The 16,625-nt window shown below is 71.8% G+C and carries 12 protein-coding genes; 7 read left to right on the forward strand and 5 right to left on the reverse strand.

What is annotated here, in order from left to right:
* Positions 1 to 50 precede the first annotated feature (50 nt).
* From ABGB08_RS09985 to ABGB08_RS09995, 3 genes are read left to right on the forward strand one after another with little or no spacing between them, the layout of a single operon-like run.
* Positions 51 to 1,493, forward strand: a complete 1,443-nt coding sequence (locus ABGB08_RS09985) for a glycosyltransferase family 39 protein (RefSeq protein ID WP_347588672.1) — start codon at positions 51 to 53, stop codon at positions 1,491 to 1,493.
* Positions 1,490 to 1,882, forward strand: a complete 393-nt coding sequence (locus ABGB08_RS09990; RefSeq protein ID WP_347588674.1) for a hypothetical protein — start codon at positions 1,490 to 1,492, stop codon at positions 1,880 to 1,882. Before ABGB08_RS09985 ends, ABGB08_RS09990 begins: the two co-directional genes overlap by 4 nt.
* Positions 1,863 to 3,134: a DUF6395 domain-containing protein gene (locus ABGB08_RS09995; protein WP_347588676.1), complete on the forward strand. Its 1,272-nt coding sequence runs from the start codon at positions 1,863 to 1,865 to the stop codon at positions 3,132 to 3,134. Before ABGB08_RS09990 ends, ABGB08_RS09995 begins: the two co-directional genes overlap by 20 nt.
* On the opposite strand, the gene ABGB08_RS10000 is transcribed toward ABGB08_RS09995, so the two are convergent.
* The 5 genes from ABGB08_RS10000 to ABGB08_RS10020 form a co-directional block, all read right to left on the reverse strand.
* Positions 3,035 to 4,615, reverse strand: coding sequence for a hypothetical protein (locus ABGB08_RS10000; RefSeq protein WP_347588678.1), 1,581 nt, complete (start codon positions 4,613 to 4,615; stop codon positions 3,035 to 3,037). The two genes, ABGB08_RS09995 and ABGB08_RS10000, sit on opposite strands and share 100 nt — an antisense overlap.
* Positions 4,612 to 6,288 (reverse strand): glycosyltransferase, encoded by a 1,677-nt coding sequence (locus ABGB08_RS10005; protein WP_347588680.1) that lies wholly within the window; start codon positions 6,286 to 6,288, stop codon positions 4,612 to 4,614. The genes ABGB08_RS10000 and ABGB08_RS10005 overlap by 4 nt, the downstream gene beginning before the upstream one ends.
* On the reverse strand, positions 6,285 to 8,180 hold the full coding sequence (locus tag ABGB08_RS10010; protein ID WP_347588682.1) for a glycosyltransferase family 2 protein: 1,896 nt from the start codon (positions 8,178 to 8,180) through the stop codon (positions 6,285 to 6,287). The genes ABGB08_RS10005 and ABGB08_RS10010 overlap by 4 nt, the downstream gene beginning before the upstream one ends.
* Positions 8,177 to 8,656: a hypothetical protein gene (locus tag ABGB08_RS10015; protein WP_347588684.1), complete on the reverse strand. Its 480-nt coding sequence runs from the start codon at positions 8,654 to 8,656 to the stop codon at positions 8,177 to 8,179. The genes ABGB08_RS10010 and ABGB08_RS10015 overlap by 4 nt, the downstream gene beginning before the upstream one ends.
* A gap of 107 nt (positions 8,657 to 8,763) precedes the next feature.
* Positions 8,764 to 10,260, reverse strand: coding sequence for a glycosyltransferase (locus ABGB08_RS10020; protein WP_347588686.1), 1,497 nt, complete (start codon positions 10,258 to 10,260; stop codon positions 8,764 to 8,766).
* Between the two features lie 200 nt (positions 10,261 to 10,460).
* Between ABGB08_RS10020 and thrC the strand changes: the two genes are divergently transcribed.
* The 4 genes from thrC (at position 10,461) to ABGB08_RS10040 (ending at position 16,611) form a co-directional block, all read left to right on the forward strand.
* Positions 10,461 to 11,519: a threonine synthase gene (thrC, locus tag ABGB08_RS10025; protein WP_347588688.1), complete on the forward strand. Its 1,059-nt coding sequence runs from the start codon at positions 10,461 to 10,463 to the stop codon at positions 11,517 to 11,519.
* A gap of 17 nt (positions 11,520 to 11,536) precedes the next feature.
* Positions 11,537 to 12,430 (forward strand): homoserine kinase, encoded by an 894-nt coding sequence (gene thrB, locus ABGB08_RS10030; protein ID WP_347588690.1) that lies wholly within the window; start codon positions 11,537 to 11,539, stop codon positions 12,428 to 12,430.
* 398 nt (positions 12,431 to 12,828) lie between these two features.
* Positions 12,829 to 14,859 carry a transcription termination factor Rho gene (rho, locus tag ABGB08_RS10035; protein ID WP_347588693.1) on the forward strand — a complete coding sequence of 677 codons (2,031 nt, stop codon included), beginning with the start codon at positions 12,829 to 12,831 and terminating at the stop codon, positions 14,857 to 14,859.
* 360 nt (positions 14,860 to 15,219) lie between these two features.
* On the forward strand, positions 15,220 to 16,611 hold the full coding sequence (locus ABGB08_RS10040; protein WP_347588695.1) for a sensor histidine kinase: 1,392 nt from the start codon (positions 15,220 to 15,222) through the stop codon (positions 16,609 to 16,611).
* The last annotated feature ends 14 nt before the right edge of the window (positions 16,612 to 16,625 follow it).

Here is a 16,625-nt window from a genome sequence, read left to right on the forward strand (position 1 = left end):
CCGCCGGCGCTGACGGCACCCGATAGGTTCGGCGGACGGAACGGTTCCCAGTGGTCGTGCTCGCGGTGTCCCCACCCCAGGTCGTGGCTGGGCGACGAGTCGCGTCCTTGCCGGTCGTGGCCGCCGGGATGGTCGCTTTCGCGGTGACGTGGGCCGGTTCTTGGGTGCCTTCGCTCTGGATCGACGAGTTGGCCACGGTCAGTGCCGCCGACCGGTCCTGGCGCGGGCTCGGGCTGCTGGTCGGCAACATCGACGCGGCGCTCGGGCCGTATTACGCCTTCATGCACGTATGGATGAAGGCGGGCGCCGCGGAATGGTGGCTGCGGCTGCCGTCCGCGATCGCGATCGGCGTCGGCGCGGGACTGCTGGCCGCACTCGGCCGGCGGCTGGGCACGCCGCGGGCGGGGCTGCTCGCCGCCGCCGTCTTCGCGCTGCTTCCCTCGGTCGCCTATCACGGCCAGAATGCGCGGCCGTACGCGATCGCCGCCGCGGCGGCCGTCGCCGCGATGTGGGCGCTGCGCCGGGCCATGGACAAGCCGGAAAGCCGGGCCCGCTGGGCCGCGTACGCGCTGGCCGTGGCCGTCCTTGGATGCGCCCACCTGCTGGCGCTGCTCGTCATCCCCGCGCACCTCGCCGCCGTCGCGGTCGCGCCATCCCGCCGCGAGGTGCTGCCCCGGATGCTCGGCTGGCTGGCCGCGGGAGCGCTACCCGGCGTCGCGCTCGCGGTCGTCGCGTTCGGGCAGCGCGGCGCGGTCGCCTGGATCACGTTGCCCGACGGCGGCACCCTGTCCAGGGTCCCGCTGGACCTGGCCGGGTCCTGGCCCACCGGTTGCCTGCTCCTGGGGGTCGCGCTCGCCGCCGGTCGGGGGAACGGGCCGCTGTGGCTGTGGCTGGCCGTCCCGCCGCTCGGGCTGTTCGCCATCTCCTACGCCGTCGCCCCCATGTACGTGGATCGCTACACGTTCGTGGCGGCGCCCGCGCTGGCGCTGCTCGCCGGGCTGGCCCTGGACCGGTTCAGCCGCCCGGCGATGGCCGCCGCGCTGGTCCTGGTCCTGTTCCTGGCCTGGCCGGCACACCAGGAACTGCGGGCCAGGGACGGGCACCTCGACGACTATCCGGCGGCGGTCGACCTCATGCGGGCCCGGTCCCGGCCAGGCGACGCGCTGATATTCGCGCACAAATCGATCAGGGAGGGCTTCGTGTACTACGGCGAGGGCACGCTTCCCGACGACGTGCTCCGGATCGGCACGGCACGCCTCGACGGGCTGCTCATTTACCCGGAGCGTACCGGCATCGCCCGGGCGCTCTGCGGTCGCGAACGGGTGTGGGTCCTCTGGCGCGGTGGCGCATTGGACGCGGTGGCGCCGCCGGCCGCGGCCGAGCGGGTCCTGGCGGTCGAGCGCGCGGGCTTCACCCTCCAGCAGGCTTGGCCGTCCACCCGGTTCCCGGGGATCGGAACGGCGCTGTTCACCGGAAAGGGCACGTGCGAGTGATCCTTCGCAGACTCGGCCGCAGGCTCGCGGACAGGCTCGATCGGCGGTACCTGACCCGCGCCGAGTTGACGCGGCTGCTGGCGGCCCGCGACCTGGAACTGTCCGCTCGGCAGGCACGGTTATCCGAACGGGGGGTCGAACTGGCCGCTCAGTTGCAGGAGCTCATCGCTCAGGCGAAGGAACTGGCGGAGGAACGGACGAAGGAACTGACGGAGGAACTGGCGAAGAAACTGGTAGAGGAACTGGCGGAGGCACGGCATCGGGCGGAGCAGGCGTACTGGCTCGCCTGGGACACGGCCGACTCGGTGGAACGCCTGCTCCAGGCGGATCTGCGGTTGTGGCAGGCGATCGACACGATGGAGGGCGACCGTGCGCGTCGGATGGACTGAAGCGGGCGGCGACTGGACGTTCCGGCTCCGGCTGGACCCCGAGGACGAGCTGACCGGCGTAGGCCAGGACGGGCAGCGGATGGAACTGGTCACCGGCGCCTGCCAGGTGAGCCTCCCGGCCGACCCGGGCGAGGTCCACCCCGACCTGCGCGCGCTCGCCGCGTGGACCATCGTCGCCCCGTGGGCGAAGTCGCGGATCACCTTCGACCGGCCGATCTCGCCCAGTTTCGCGCGGAGCCTCGCGGCGGGCTGGGGGGTGGACGCGGGCCCGGTCGACGACTTCCTCAACCGGTACGCGGGAAGCAGGGCGGCGCTCATCTACAGCAGCGGCGCCGACTCGATCGCCGCCGCCACCCTCCTGCCCGACGCCCCGTTGATCCACTTCCGGCGGGTTCCGCACGGCGCGGTGCCGAACCGGGCCAAACACGTGCAGTCCGACGTCCTGGAGCAGCTCTCCCGGCAGGCGGCCGAGCGCGGGCGCGACGTGCTGGTGGTCCGCTCCGACCTGGAGTTCCTGACCCGGCCCTGGCCGATGTTCCCCGAGCACCACGCGGTCGCCGTCGGCGCCATCCTGCTGGCCGGCGCGTACGATCTCGGCGCGGTCGCGTTCGGCACGACCCTCGGCGGGCGCTACCGGATCGACGCCACCCGGTACACGCCCGACGAGCGCCAGTGGAGCGCGGCCGGCCCGTGGGGGCGGGCGTTCGAGGGGGCCGGGCTGCCGATGATGCAGCCGGTCGGCGGGCTCTCCGAGATCGCCACCATGATGCTGGCCCGCCGCTCCCCGCTGTGGGATCTGGCCCGCTGGTGCCTGCTCGGCGGCCCGGCGGGGCCATGCTGGCGCTGCGACAAGTGCCTGCGCAAGCAGCTCATCCTCAGCGCCCTGGACCGCCGGCCGCTCGATCCGAGGATCACCGCCCAGGCGAGCGAGGCGGGCGAGGCCTTCCAGGGCGAGCCGCCGTACCCATCGCAGGCCGTCATCGAGTACGGCGTCGCCCGGCTGCCCGGCGCCGACGCCACCGTCTTCGGCAACGTGGCGAAGCGGTTGCGCCCGACCGAGGCCGGTACGGCCTGGCTGGAACGCTGCTACCGCCCCGCCCTGGACGAGCTGCCCGAGCGCTGGGCCGCCGGCGTGCGGGCGCGGCTGGCCGATCAGGTCGAGGCGATGTCCAGCGCGGACGAGGCCCAGGTAGAGGCGTGGGACGCCGAGCGCAGGCCGGCCCAGCGGGACACCGCCCGGTCCAGGAAGTAGTCGTCGTTCTCCTGCCAGGTGTGGAGCTCGGGCCGCCCCCGGCGGAGGACGTAACCGAGGCCGTGCGCCTGGTAGATCTGGCCGCCGGCCTGCCGTACCGCGCGGAGCAGTTCGCCGTCGACGGTCTTGGGGATCGGGCGGAAGCCGCCGACGGCGTCGAAGACCGTACGGGGGAGGAACAAGGTGCCGCCGGCCACGAAGTCCTGCCGGCTCTCGGTCCGCCAGCGGTGCCGGACGGTGACGTCGGGGCCTTCGAGGTAGATCAGTTCGGCGGGGGCGCCGGTGAGTTCCGCGCCGGAGTAGCGGGCCGCGAGGCTCAGGTCGAGCAGGTGGTCGGGGCTGTACCAGTCGTCGTCGTCCCATTTGGTCAGCACCTCGCCGGAGGCTCGCTCGGCGGCCAGGTTGAGCATCGCGCCCAGGGGCACGTTCCCGGCGCATTCCAGCGTCGTGACCCGAGCGCCGGCCAGCGGGGCGGGGTCGAAGCCGTGGCCGGCGACGACGATCTCCACGTCGACGCCGCGCTGGTCGCCGATCTGGGCCAGCGCGAAGCCGACCAGGTCGGGGCGGCGGGTCGCGAGCAGCACCGACACGCTCGGGAGACGGGTGATGCCCGCGTGCGCGAGCATCGCGGTCCGGCGGAGCCTGATGCTGTGCTCCTCCCGCTCGAGCGGGTCCCGCGGCACTGTTCCGATCAGCTCGCAGAGCGCCGCGCCCAGCAGGGCGCGCTGCTCGGCGGGCACGTCGGGGGCGTGCAGCGGCACCCCGGCGGCGGCCAGGCCGGCCACCAGGCGGGCGGCGGCCAGCGGCTCGGCGTCCTGCCAGTCCACCGTGACCGAGTGGAACGGGCGGAGCCGTTCGATGTCGCTCTCGCCGAGACGGCCGGACCGGGGGAGGGCCAGCACCCGCGTCGCCCCGTCCAGGATCGCGCCGTCGCGCACGGTCAGCCGTACCGGGCCCAGTTCTGGCTCGGCCAGGAACCCGATCGGGTTGACCGACCGCAGGTCCACCAGCGGCTCTTCCCGGTACGCCGAGGGGGAGGCGGTGAGCGAGCGCAGCAGCCACCCGGCGGGGACGGCGGCGGAGAAGTGCGCCTCGACGACCCAGCCGGAGTCGCCGTGCCGGCCGATCCGCAGCGAGGCCAGCGCCCGGGTCGCGAAGCCCGCGGCCGCGAACGGCAGCGGCGGACGCCACCAGGCCGGCGCCTCGACGAGATGCACGACCTGCCGCCGCGACGAAGGCAGCGTGAGCGTTCCGCCGGCGATCCGGAACAGGTCGGCGGGGGTACGGACGACGACGGCGACCCCGTCGGCCACCGCGGGGAGTTCGGGTACCGGCCCGTCCAGGTTCACCAGCACGGTGCTGTCCCTGAGCCCGCCGACCAGCTGGGCGGGTTCGTCGAAACCGGCGCAGGCGACCACCGCGACGGCCAGGTCGCGCTCGACCAGCACCTCGTCCAGGGTGGCGCGGATCTCGGAGATCATGGCAGCAGGGCCCGCTTGACCGCCCGGAGGAACGGCGCCCGCGCCAGCATCGCCCGCCGCCAGCGTCGTTCTCGCAACCGAAGGCGGCCCAGCTCGCGGCGGAACTGCACGGCGCTGCGCCGCCACTCGTTCGACTCCGCCTTCCACTTGGCCGATTCCTGCTTCTGCGCCGCCGCGGTCGCCTTCCACTTGACCGCCTCGGCGCGCCACTTGGCGGCCTCCCGCTCCCACTTGGCGGCGTCGGCGTTCGCGCGCGGCGGCGCGGCTTCGGCGGCGGGCACGAAACCCCACATCGCGCCGTCGGTCCAGCGGACGCCGAAGGTGGCGTGCACGACGTCGTCGAGGTCCTCGTCCCGGCCGACCAGCCGGAGGCCGCGGCTGATCGCCGCGGTCCGCTCCAGGCGGGCGAAGACCAGGTCGGCGTGGCCGCTGAGCACCACGTTCAGCACGCCGGCGAAGTCGGTGTCGGCGTGCGCGGTGAGCCGTTGCAGGGTGTCGGGCGCGGGGACCCAGCCGCCCGGCAGGCGGAGGCGGAACATCGCGGGCGCCGACACCTCGGCGGCGACCTCGGTGAACCGCACCCGGCTCTCGTTCTCGTAGCTCGCCCGGGCCAGCCGGAGGTCCAGCAGCGGGTCGTCCAGCGGCGAACGGCGATCGGGTGTGAGCTCGCGCCACGGGCCGACCAGGGTGACCGTCACGTCGTGCGGCACGCCCGCGAGCACGCCGTCGACCGTGGCGCGCACGTCCTCGAACGGCAGGCCGGCCACGTCCACCACGACGTCGACGTACGGGACCAGCCGGGTCCGCCGGGGATGGGTGCGCAGCCAGCGGAGTTCGGGGATGCGCTCGGCCAGGTGCGGCCAGTTGTAGCGCTTCACCTCCTTCTCCCGCCGGGCCACCGTGTCGGGCCCGAGGTGCCAGCTCCGCGCCGCCGCGTCGGGGATGAACACGGCGCCCTGCTGGGAGAGCCGCCAGCCGAGGTCGGTGTCCTCGCCCAGCACCAGCGACGTGTCCATCCCGCCCGCCGCCCGCAGCAGCTCGGCGGAGACCGTGGCGGTCGCGCCGACGTGCACGTTGTAGGCGTCGACCGGGCAGTCGCGCAGCCCGTCGGTGCGTTCGATGAAGTCTTCGAACCAGTCGTTGCGCTGGGTCAGGTCCCACTCGAAGAGCTTGTCCGCGTACCCGCCCGATACCGCCGCGTGCACCTCCTGGGCGGTCGGCAGCCGCTCGGGCGCGAACCGGAGCGCGCCCATGACCACCAGGTAGTCGGCCAGGTGGTGCCAGCGCAGCTGCGCCTCGACGTGCTCCCTGAACGGGATCATGTCGGCGTCCAGCCAGTGGACGATCTCGCCGTCGGCGGCGTCCGCGCCGCTCTGGCAGGCCCAGGCCCGGCCCCAGCCGCCCGGCCGGCTCTGGATCAGCCGGGTCCTGGCCGGGACGATCTCGGGCAGCCGCAGCGGCGGGGTGTTGCCGTCGTCCACGACGACGACCTCCATCAGCTCCGCCGGATAGCTCTGCCCGGCCAGCGCGGCCAGCGTCAGGTCCAGCTTCTCCTGGCACCGCCAGGCGGGGATGACCACGCTGACGGTACGGCTCGGCCGCCACCGCCCCAGCGCCGGCGGCGTGATGATCCCGTAGTCGTTGAACCGCACCCGCGGCTGGCCGGCCTTCATGGCGTCCCGTCCAGCTCCATCAGCGGGTTGGGCCGGAAGCCCCGCCACTGCCGGGCGGTGCGGTCGTTGAGGAAGGTGTTGATCGGCTCCCGCCAGGTGTGCCGGGCCGACGGCTCGCGGCGCAGCAGGTAGTTCAGGCCGTGGGCCTGGTAGATCCGGCCGCCCGCGCGCCGTACCGCCTCCAGGAGCTGCCCGTCCTCGGTGAGGCCGAGCGGGCGGAAGCCGCCGACCTCGTGCAGGACGCTCCTGGGCAGGAAGATCGTTCCGCCGGCCACGAACGGCTGCCAGGTCTCGGTGTGCCAGTAGCGCTGCACCGTGGTGTCGATCTGCTTGAGGTAGATGAACTCGGCGGGGCTGCCGGTCAGATCGCAGCCGGTGTACAGGTGCGTGAGGTGCAGGTCGGCGAGGTGCCGGGGCCCGTACCAGTCGTCGTCGTCCATCTTGGCCAGGAAGCTGCCCGAGGCGCGCGCGGCGGCCTCGTTCAGAATGGTGCCGAGCGTCGCGGCCGGATCCGCCTGGACGACGGTCAGCGGGAACGGGAAGCCGGCGACGTCGGGGGCGGGAATCCCGTGCAGGTTGAGGATCACCTCGACGTCCACGTCACGCTGCCGGGCGATCTGGGCGAGCCCGAACTCCACCATGTCCGGCCTGTTGGTGGTCAGCAGGACCGACACCGTCGGCGGCTTGGGCACCGGCACCCCGGCTCCGGCCGCGAACTGCCGCCACCGCGCCCGGGTTCCGTGCTCCTCCAGGGCGGTACGGCGCAGCCGGACACTGTGCGCCTCCCGCTCGATCGGGTCGTCGAAGTCGACCGTGCTCTCCAGCAGCCGGACCAGTTCCGGGCCGAGCAGGCCCTGCCCCCAGGTGGGCACGCGCTCCCCGGTCATCGGCACCCCGCCCGCGGCCAGCCCGGTGATCACGCGGGCCGCCGACACCGGCCCTGTGTGCGCCCGCCGCCAGTCCACCCGGACGTCGCGCACGCGCCGCAACCGGGCCAGGTCCGCGTCGGTCACGCAGCCGGAACCGGCGAACCTGACCAGCGCTCCGTCCTCGGCCAGCACGGCCCAGCGGCCGTTGTCCTGAGCGAGCCGTACCGTCCCCAGTTCGGCCCGTGAGACGAACCCGACCGGGTTCACCGACCGCTCGTCCACCGGCGGTAGCGACAGCGGCGTGGACAGATCCACCGCCGCGCCGATCCGGTGCCCGCCGGGTGCGCCGATCCGGGCCCATTCCACGCTCGCCGGTTCTGGCCTGGTCACGACGGAGACGGCGGGATCCGCCCACTCGTCACCGCCGTTCGGGCCGGTCGTCCGCAGGGCCAGGTCGGCGCCCCGGGCGGCGGACCGCTCGGGCACCGGGCCGGCCACGGGCGACAGGGTGGCGTTCGGGTCGCCCGGCCGCCAGTGCGCGGCGGCAGGACCGGCCAGCGCCACCACCGGCTGCGGCAGCGTCTCGAACCGCTGCCCGCCGAACGCGCGGGCCGCGCTCAACAGCACCTCACCCGAGTGGGCCGGCCCGCTGAACCGCCCCTCGATCACCCAGGCGTGCCCCGGCGTGCGATGCACCCGCCAGTCCAGCAGGTTGCGCCAGTCCGGATGTTCGGAGGCCGGGGCGAGCGGCGCGTGCCGCAGTTGCGGCAGGTGCGCGACGGCCACCGTGACCCGTGTCGCCTTGGGCAGCATGGCGTGCATGGTCACCGCACGGCGTAGATCGGTCACCGTCCGTGCAATGATCACCAACCAGGTCGGCGAGGTCTCGCTGATCACCGTGTCCACCGGAATGGCGTCCAGATCCACCGCCTGCACGGCCAGCGCGTCTTCCACGCCGATCGTGCACACGACGGTGTCCGGCCCTGTGGTGAGCTCGAGGTGCTTCACCAGCCGATCGGTCATCGCGGCGCCCTCGCCATGGCGTCCACGGCGGGCGCGAGGCGCTCGCGCAGCTCGGCGCCGATCTCGATCAGCAGATTCGCATGCAGCTCGCTGCGGCTCATCGCCTCGACCCGGTCCTCGCCCAGCGCCGCAAGCACGCTGGTCGCCTCGGCCGCCCGCCGCTCCTCGGCAAGCCGGAACGCCCGCTCCAGCGACTCCACCGACGCCGTGACCCGGCTCAGCTCGGCGCGCAGCCCGTCGATCCGCTTGTCCAGCGGATCGAGGAGCTTGACCGTCTTACGATCCAGCCGAAGCACCTTGCCGTCGGCCCGGCGGATCATCCACAGGGCGAGCAGCCCCATCGCGGCCACTCCCAGCAGCACCGCGAGCTCCACCGCGCGCAGCAGATCGATCTTTCCCGCGATGACCAGCGTCAGCAGGCCGGCGAACACGACGACACCGAGTCCGAGAAGGGCCGGGCGAGTCCAGGAAAGCATCGATAGGGCCTTCATGCTGGGGTAAATGGGACGGTTCCTAACAATAATGTGCGGATCGGGTGCTGGGGTCGTTTCTTTGCGAGGTCAGCGGAACTCACACGAGGCAGCTAGAAGTCCGGTTCTTGCCGGAGAAACGGGTTCAGTCTCTCTCTGATCGGCCTTCGCTGGGGCGTTCCCGGCTCAAGCGGAAGAGCGGATTCTTCCGCCTCGGCTTCCGGCGCGGGCCAGAACGAGGACGACGGGCTCTGCCGTACCCCGTGGGTCTCGTGCACGACGGCGGCGATCGTCTCTCCCCGCTCCATCAGCAGCCGCGCCCGATTCACCGCTTCGGTCCGCTCCAGTACGGCATGCCGCCCATCGGAGAAGTTGACCAGCAGCATGCCCAGCTGCCCGTCGATCATCGCTCGGGTCATCCGATCGAGCGTGGTGGGCGCCAGTGGCGTGTCCGCCGTACAGCGAAGGCGGAAGGGCACCGGTGCCGCGTTCGGGACCAGGGTCTCCACCAGCGCGACCCTCGGGTCGTCGCTCAGGCTCTCCAGCAGCAGGCGCAACTCCAGCGCCCACCCGCCGTGCTCGGGCATGCGTCCGGGGGCCACCGCCGACCAGGGCGCGACCAGCGTGACCCGGACGTCGTGGACGGTGCCGGTGAGGGCCGCGCTCACCGCTTGCCGTACCACCCGCTCCGCGACTCCGGCCACTTCCATCACCACCTCCACGTACGGAACCCGCCAGATCCGGCCGCGGTCCTTGCGCAGGTCCCGGCGGAGCGGGACCAGGTTGGCCAGGAAGGGCTCGACCGCGCGGACCGAGGTGGCCCGGTTGCGCCGCTGCGAGGGCAGGCCCAGATGCTCCGCCCGCGCCTCCATGTCGGGGACGAAGACCGCACCCGCCTGTGCCAGCCGGTAGGCGAACTCGGTGTCCTCCCCGCGCTGGACGGCGCCGTTGAGCCCGCCCACGTCCTGGAACAGCGTTCGGGGCAGCGACAGCGTGGGCCCGGTGCACACGTGATAGGGATTGCGGCTCCGGCGGAGGCCGTCCAACCGGACGATGGTCCGTTCGGTCGAGCTCGGCACCGCTCGTGACAGGTCCAGCAGCGTTTCCAGCCGATCGGCCGCGACCGCGTCGCGCACCTCCGCCGGCGAGACGTCGGGCTCCTCGATGAACTGCTTGGCGCCGATCGTCACCACGTAGTCGGTGAGATGGTGCCAGCGCAGCAGCGCTTCCAGATGCTCGCGGTGGATGATCATGTCGGAGTCCAGGCGCTGGATCACCGCGCCCTCCGCCACCGCCACGCCCGTGTTCAGCGCGTGGGCGGGGCCCCAGCCGTCCGGCGCCGACCGGATCAGCCTGGTGTTCCCCGGCCGGATCTCGGGCAGGCGGAGGGGCGGGTCGCTCGCGTCGTCCACGACGATGACGTCAAGCAAAGAGTCCGGATAGCTTTGTGAGGACAAAGCGGCGAGTGTCAGATCTAGACGGTGCTGCCCGCTATGCGCGGGTATGACAACGCTGACCGGCAGCGTCGGAGTCCAATGGCCGAGCTCGGGAGGGACTAGCGGGGAGTAGTCGTTGTGGCGGATCCTCGGCCGGGCTACGTTGCCCGTCACAATTGAAACTCCCTCAGTCAGCAGGCGGTCATCGATCAAGACTAGTCAAGAATCCTTGGAGTTCTCTAAGAGCGCTTCCCGGCGGTCCGCACGTCCCATCAGGTGGACAACGCTCTCCGCCGCCCGGCCCGTTGGGCCTAGACTCTTTTCCCAATACCGCAGGTAGCACGCGCGTGCGATGCCGCGCAGGAGGAGCGATCATGTCCAGGGCTTGGCGTGGCCTCATCGAGGAGTACCGTGACCGGCTTCCGGTGAGTTCGGCGACGCCCGTGGTGACGCTGCTGGAGGGCGGCACGCCGCTGGTTCCGGCGCGCCGGGTCTCCGAGCTGGTCGGCTGCGAGGTCCACCTCAAGGTCGAGGGCCTCAACCCGACCGGGAGCTTCAAGGACCGGGGCATGACCATGGCCATCAGCAAGGCCGTGGAGGAGGGCGCTCAGGCGGTCATCTGCGCCTCCACCGGCAACACCAGCGCGTCCGCGGCGGCGTACGCGACCAGGGCCGGGCTGACCTGTGCCGTGCTGGTCCCGCGCGGGAAGATCGCGATGGGCAAGCTGGCCCAGGCGCTCGTGCACGGCGCCAAGCTGCTGCAGGTCGAGGGGTCCTTCGACGACTGCCTGGAGATGACCAAGAAGCTGGCCGAGAACTACCCGATCGCGCTGGTCAACTCGGTCAATCCGTACCGGTTGCAGGGGCAGAAGACAGCCGCGTTCGAGATCGTGGACGCGCTGGGCGACGCGCCCGACGTGCACTGCATCCCGGTGGGGAACGCGGGCAATATCTCGGCATATTGGATGGGATACCGGGAATACGCGGCGGACGGCCTCGCCAGCAAGCGGCCCAGAATGTTGGGGTTCCAGGCGAGCGGGGCGGCGCCGATCGTCAACGGGGCGCCGGTGACCCACCCGCACACGATCGCCACCGCGATCCGGATCGGCAACCCCGCCTCCTGGCGGCTCGCCGAAGCGGCTAGGGACGAGTCGGGCGGCGACATCCAGGCCGTCACCGACCGGCAGATCGCGGCGGCCTACAAGCTGCTCGCCCAGGGGGAGGGCGTGTTCGTCGAGCTGGCCTCGGCGGCCAGCGTGGCGGGGCTGCTGCAGGCGCACGAGCGCGGGCTGATCAACCCCGGCGAGCGGATCGTCTGCACGGTCACCGGCAACGGACTCAAGGACCCGGACTGGGCCATCTCGGGCGCGCCCACCCCGGTCACCATCCCGATCGACGTGTACGCGGCGGCGGCCGCACTGGAACTTGCCTGACGGGGAGACGCATGCCAATGAGCGTTCTGGTCCGGGTGCCCGCGACCAGCGCCAATCTGGGACCCGGATTCGACAGCCTGGGACTCGCACTCGATCTGCACGACGAGGTCGAGGTCGAGCTCGCGGGAGACGACGTCGAGATCGAGATCGACGGCCACGGGGCGGGGGAGGTGGACCCCGGCGAAGGCCACCTGATCATCTCCACCATGCGGGCGACCTTCGACACGCTCGGCGTCGACCAGCCCAAGGGCATCCGGCTGCGCTGCCGCAACCGCATCCCGCACGCCCGCGGCCTCGGCTCGTCCTCGGCCGCGATCGTGGCGGGCGTGCTCGCCGCCCGCGCGTTCGCCGACGCCCCCGGGTTCGACGACGCGTGCGCGCTCGAACTCGCCGCCCGGATCGAAGGCCACCCCGACAACGTCGCACCCTGCCTGTACGGCGGCTTCACCATCGCCTACACCGCCCAGGGCACGCCGAAGGCGGTCACCCTGCCCGTGCACGAGGACGTGCGGCCGGTGGTCCTGATTCCCGATTTTCGGCTGTCCACCGAGGAGGCCCGGGGCCTGCTGCCCGCCACCGTGCCGCACGCCGAGGCCGCCGCCAACGCCGCCAGCGCCGCGCTGCTGGTGCACGCGCTGACCCGGCGGCCGGATCTCCTGCTGACCGCCACGCAAGACCATCTTCATCAGAAATATCGCGCGCCTGCCATGCCGCGCACCGCTGACCTGGTAGAACGTCTGCGCTCTGCCGGGGTCCCCGCGGTAGTCTCAGGAGCGGGGCCCACGATTCTTGCGTTTTCCACCGGGTCTGCGCAGGATTTGATCGCGCCAGAAGTGGGTAATGACTGGCACATCCAGCCGCTGAACATCGACCCGGTGGGTGCGTTCGTTCAGTTTCCTGAGACACGCTGATGCCTCTTCGACCTTCAGGGAATAGCTGTGTGCGCTGGTGATGTTAGGCTGATAGCCGCACCAGGTGCCCCCGTGTTGGGTGCGTGCTTGTCATTCGCACATCTCCGCACTTCGCTTCGCCGAAGCAGTGGGGATTTCCCGGAATCTGCCTCCTCCAGTCGCTCACGCGGTCAGGGGCGGTGTATTCGGAGACATGCGCGTTCGAACCACCTCGACATCTGGTCGGTGGTGGCAATCCGGGGGGATTCCCCCGGGCCTCTACCGCTCGTGAATCTCGGTACCCAGAGGGATCCATGCATGAGGTTCGCGAAGCCCGACCCGGTCTGTCCCGCCGGGTCGCACCACCGGGACGCCTGGACGAACAAGCCCGGCGCCCGACCCCTGGGAAGGACCATTAGTTGAGCGACACCACCGAACTCCTCGCCGACGCACCCGCCGGCGACGCCCCCACCGCCGCCGCGGCGCGCTCGCCGCGTCGTCGCTCCGGCACCGGCCTGTCCGCCATGGTGCTGCCCGAGCTGCAGGCCATGGCCACCAGCCTCGGCATCAGCGGCACCGGACGGATGCGCAAGAGCCAGCTCATCGCGGCCATCCAGGAGAAGCAGGGGGGGGCCGCGGCACCCGCGGAGGCGAAGCCTGCGGAAGCGGCGCCGGCTGAGCGCCCCACCCGTGCCCGCCGGGAACGTTCCCGGGCCACCGCCGCTCCCGAGCAGGCCACGCTGCCTGTCGCCGAGCCCCGCCCGGAGCCGGAACCCGTCGCTCTGGAGCGCGTGGACAGCGCTCCGGCGGCCCAACCCGCCGTCCAGTCCGCCGTACAGTCTGCGGCCCAGCCCGTCGTGCAGTCCGCGCCCGAGCCGCAGGCCGCTCAGGCCGCTCCGGCTCAGGCCGCGCAGACCGAGGTCACGCACGGTGACTCCCGCGACAGCCGGGGCGAGCGGATGAACGACCGCCGCGAGCGCCGGGGACGCAACGACCGCGGGGAGCGCGGCGACCGCCGTGACCGCGGGGACCGGGGCGACCGCACCGACCGTGCGGACCGCACCGAGCGCACGGACCGTAACGACCGCACCGACCGGGCCGATCGCACCGAGCGGATCGACACGCGCGCGGCCGACAGCGGCGACAACCGGGGCCGCGACCGTCAGGACACCCGGCAGGACAGCCGCCAGGACCGCCAGGGCGGGCCTGGGCAGGACGACGACCCGCGCGGCCGTCGGGGCAGGTTCCGGGAGCGCAACCGCCGTGGCCGGGACCGTTTCGGCGACAGCAACGAGCCCGTGGTGAGCGAGGACGACGTCCTCATCCCGATCGCCGGCATCCTCGACATCCTGGACAACTACGCCTTCGTCCGGACCAGCGGCTACCTGCCCGGCTCCAACGACGTCTACGTCTCGCTCGCCCAGATCCGCCGCAACGGCCTGCGCAAGGGCGACGTCATCACCGGGGCGGTCCGCCAGCCCCGCGAGGGCGAGCGCCGGGAGAAGTTCAACGCGCTGGTCCGCCTCGACACGGTCAACGGCATGGAGCCCGACCAGGCCAGGCAGCGGCCCGACTTCAACAAGCTCACCCCGCTGTATCCGCAGGAGCGGCTCCGCCTGGAGACCGAGCCCAACATCATGACGACGCGGATCATCGACATGGTCTCGCCGATCGGCAAGGGCCAGCGTGGTCTGATCGTCTCCCCGCCCAAGGCGGGCAAGACCATGGTGCTGCAGGCCATCGCCAACGCGATCACCCGCAACAGCCCCGAGTGCCACCTGATGGTCGTCCTGGTGGACGAGCGTCCTGAAGAGGTCACCGACATGCAGCGGTCGGTGAAGGGCGAGGTCATCCACTCCACCTTCGACCGTCCGGCCGAGGACCACACCACGGTCGCCGAGCTGGCCATCGAGCGTGCCAAGCGCCTGGTCGAACTGGGCCACGACGTGGTCGTGCTGCTCGACTCGATCACCCGTCTGGGCCGGGCCTACAACCTGGCCGCCCCGGCGTCCGGGCGCATCCTGTCCGGTGGTGTCGACTCGACCGCGCTCTACCCGCCGAAGCGGTTCTTCGGCGCCGCGCGCAACATCGAGAACGGCGGCTCGCTGACGATCCTGGCCACGGCGCTGGTGGAGACCGGCTCCAAGATGGACGAGGTCATCTTCGAGGAGTTCAAGGGCACCGGCAACATGGAGCTCAAGCTCAGCCGCTCGCTCGCCGACAAGCGCATCTTCCCGGCCGTGGACGTGGACTCCTCCAGCACGCGTAAGGAAGAGATCCTGCTCGGCAAGGAGGAGCTCCAGGTCGTCTGGAAGCTGCGCCGGGTGCTGCACGCGCTCGACATGCAGCAGGCGCTGGAACTCCTGCTGGAGAAGATGAAGGAGACCAAGTCCAACGCCGAGTTCCTGATGCAGGTCCAGAAGACCACCGTCAGCAACGACCGCGACTAGTTTCACTCCGAGAGACGCCCCGGGTGCTCGCCACCCGGGGCTTTTTTCGTGGGTACGGCCCTCCGTCCGCCTCACTCCCGAAGACGCCCCCGGTGTCACCATTCGGGCTTTCGCGGGTCCACCCCTCCGATCCGCCCGGATGTGACTTAGGAGCCAGCCCTTGGGGTCCCAGGCGTGATTGTCATTGGTGTGCCGACCAGCCTGGCAATGCCCGGCCATGTCCGAGCTCTCGGACGTGATTGTCATGGGTGGACCCTGGGGACAGCTCCAGGGTGGAGACGCCCGCTCGCTCCATTCCGCCGCGCCAGGAGTGCTTGCCATGCTGCACAAGCTGTATATGTCCGGTTTGCGGGAGGCGAGATGAGGACGGCCGATCAGGAGAGTTCCGCAGGCGCGTTCGGGGCCATTGGTGGGGACTCGGGTGCGGGGCACCATCGGAGCGGAGGTTCGGCCGCCACGGGCGTGGTGGAGCGGGGGCCGCTCCGGGATCGGGTGCCGTTCGGGCGGTGGGGGCCGCTGGGGGTGGCGGTCGATCCGGCGACCTGGCGGGCGGTGCCGTACCTGCTGGGGAGCATCGTGCTCGGGGGGTGCTACTTTGTCGGGCTGGTTTTCGCGATTCCGGTGTCGGTGGCGTTCATAGTGGTCTGGGTGGGGGTGCCGATGCTGGTGCTCACCATGTTCCTGTGGCGGTGGGCGGCCATGTTGGAGCGGCGGCTGGTGCGGTGGTCGTTCGGGGTGAAACTGGAGGATCCCTACCGGGCCCGGCCGGAGCGTGGGTTCTGGAACCATGTCGGGTGGCTGTTCGGGGATCCGGCCACCTGGAAGGACCTGGGATACCTGCTGCTGCTGTTCCCGGTGGGGATGGTGGAGTTCGTCGCCTCGATGGTGTTCTGGAGTGTCTCGCTCGGGCTGATCGTCGGTCCGATTCCGATCGTGCTCGGCGACGAATGGCTGTCGATCGGCGAGTTCGAGGTGGACACGGTCGCCGAGGCCGTTCCGGTGACGATCCTCGGATTCGCGCTGGTCTTCGCCGGTCTGTACGCGATACGCGGCCTGGCCTGGCTCCACGGCGCCCTGGCCCGGCTGCTGCTGGGGGCCGACGAGACCAAGGTGCTCGCGGCCAGGGCCGACCGGTTGCGGGCCAGCAGGGCCAGGGGCGTGGACGCGGCCGAGACCGAGCGCCGCCGGATCGAGCGGGACCTGCACGACGGCGCCCAGCAGCGGCTGCTGGCGGTGGCGCTGGATCTCGGTCGCGCGCAGGCCAAGATGGACGCCGATCCGGAAGCCGTCCGGGAGCTGCTGGCCAGCGCGCACGCGGGCACCAAGGCGGCGATCGCCGAGCTACGGGATCTGGCGCGGGGGATCTATCCGGCGATCCTCACGGATCGGGGGCTCGACGCGGCGCTGTCGTCGCTGGCCGGGCGGGCCCCGGTCCGGGTGGACGTGTCGGTGGAGATCACCGAGCGGCCGCCGCCGGCCGTGGAGAGCATCGCCTACTTCATCGTGGCCGAGTCGCTGACCAACATGGCCAAACACGCGGCGGCGACCGAGGCGCGGGTGCACGTCAGCAGGCAGGATCTGCGGGTGGTGGTGGAGGTGGCCGACAACGGGGTCGGCGGGGCGGTCACCGTACCGGGGGGTGGGCTGGCGGGGCTGGCCGATCGGGCCGCGACCATCGACGGGATCGTCATGGTGGACAGCCCGCCCGGCGGGCCCACCCTGGTCCGGGCGGAGCTGCCCTGCACGTGGTGAGCCCTAGGCTGGAC

This window comes from Acrocarpospora sp. B8E8 (assembly GCF_039871605.1).
Lineage (GTDB): Bacteria > Actinomycetota > Actinomycetes > Streptosporangiales > Streptosporangiaceae > Acrocarpospora > Acrocarpospora macrocephala.

Coding starts and splice junctions, on each gene's coding strand:
- ABGB08_RS10000 (WP_347588678.1), bottom strand. CDS start 4,615: ATGATCTCCGAGATCCGCGCCACCCTGGACGAGGTGCTGGTCGAGCGC.
- ABGB08_RS10005 (WP_347588680.1), bottom strand. CDS start 6,288: ATGAAGGCCGGCCAGCCGCGGGTGCGGTTCAACGACTACGGGATCATC.
- ABGB08_RS10010 (WP_347588682.1), bottom strand. CDS start 8,180: ATGACCGATCGGCTGGTGAAGCACCTCGAGCTCACCACAGGGCCGGAC.
- ABGB08_RS10015 (WP_347588684.1), bottom strand. CDS start 8,656: ATGCTTTCCTGGACTCGCCCGGCCCTTCTCGGACTCGGTGTCGTCGTG.
- thrC (WP_347588688.1), top strand. CDS start 10,461: ATGTCCAGGGCTTGGCGTGGCCTCATCGAGGAGTACCGTGACCGGCTT.
- thrB (WP_347588690.1), top strand. CDS start 11,537: ATGAGCGTTCTGGTCCGGGTGCCCGCGACCAGCGCCAATCTGGGACCC.
- ABGB08_RS10040 (WP_347588695.1), top strand. CDS start 15,220: ATGAGGACGGCCGATCAGGAGAGTTCCGCAGGCGCGTTCGGGGCCATT.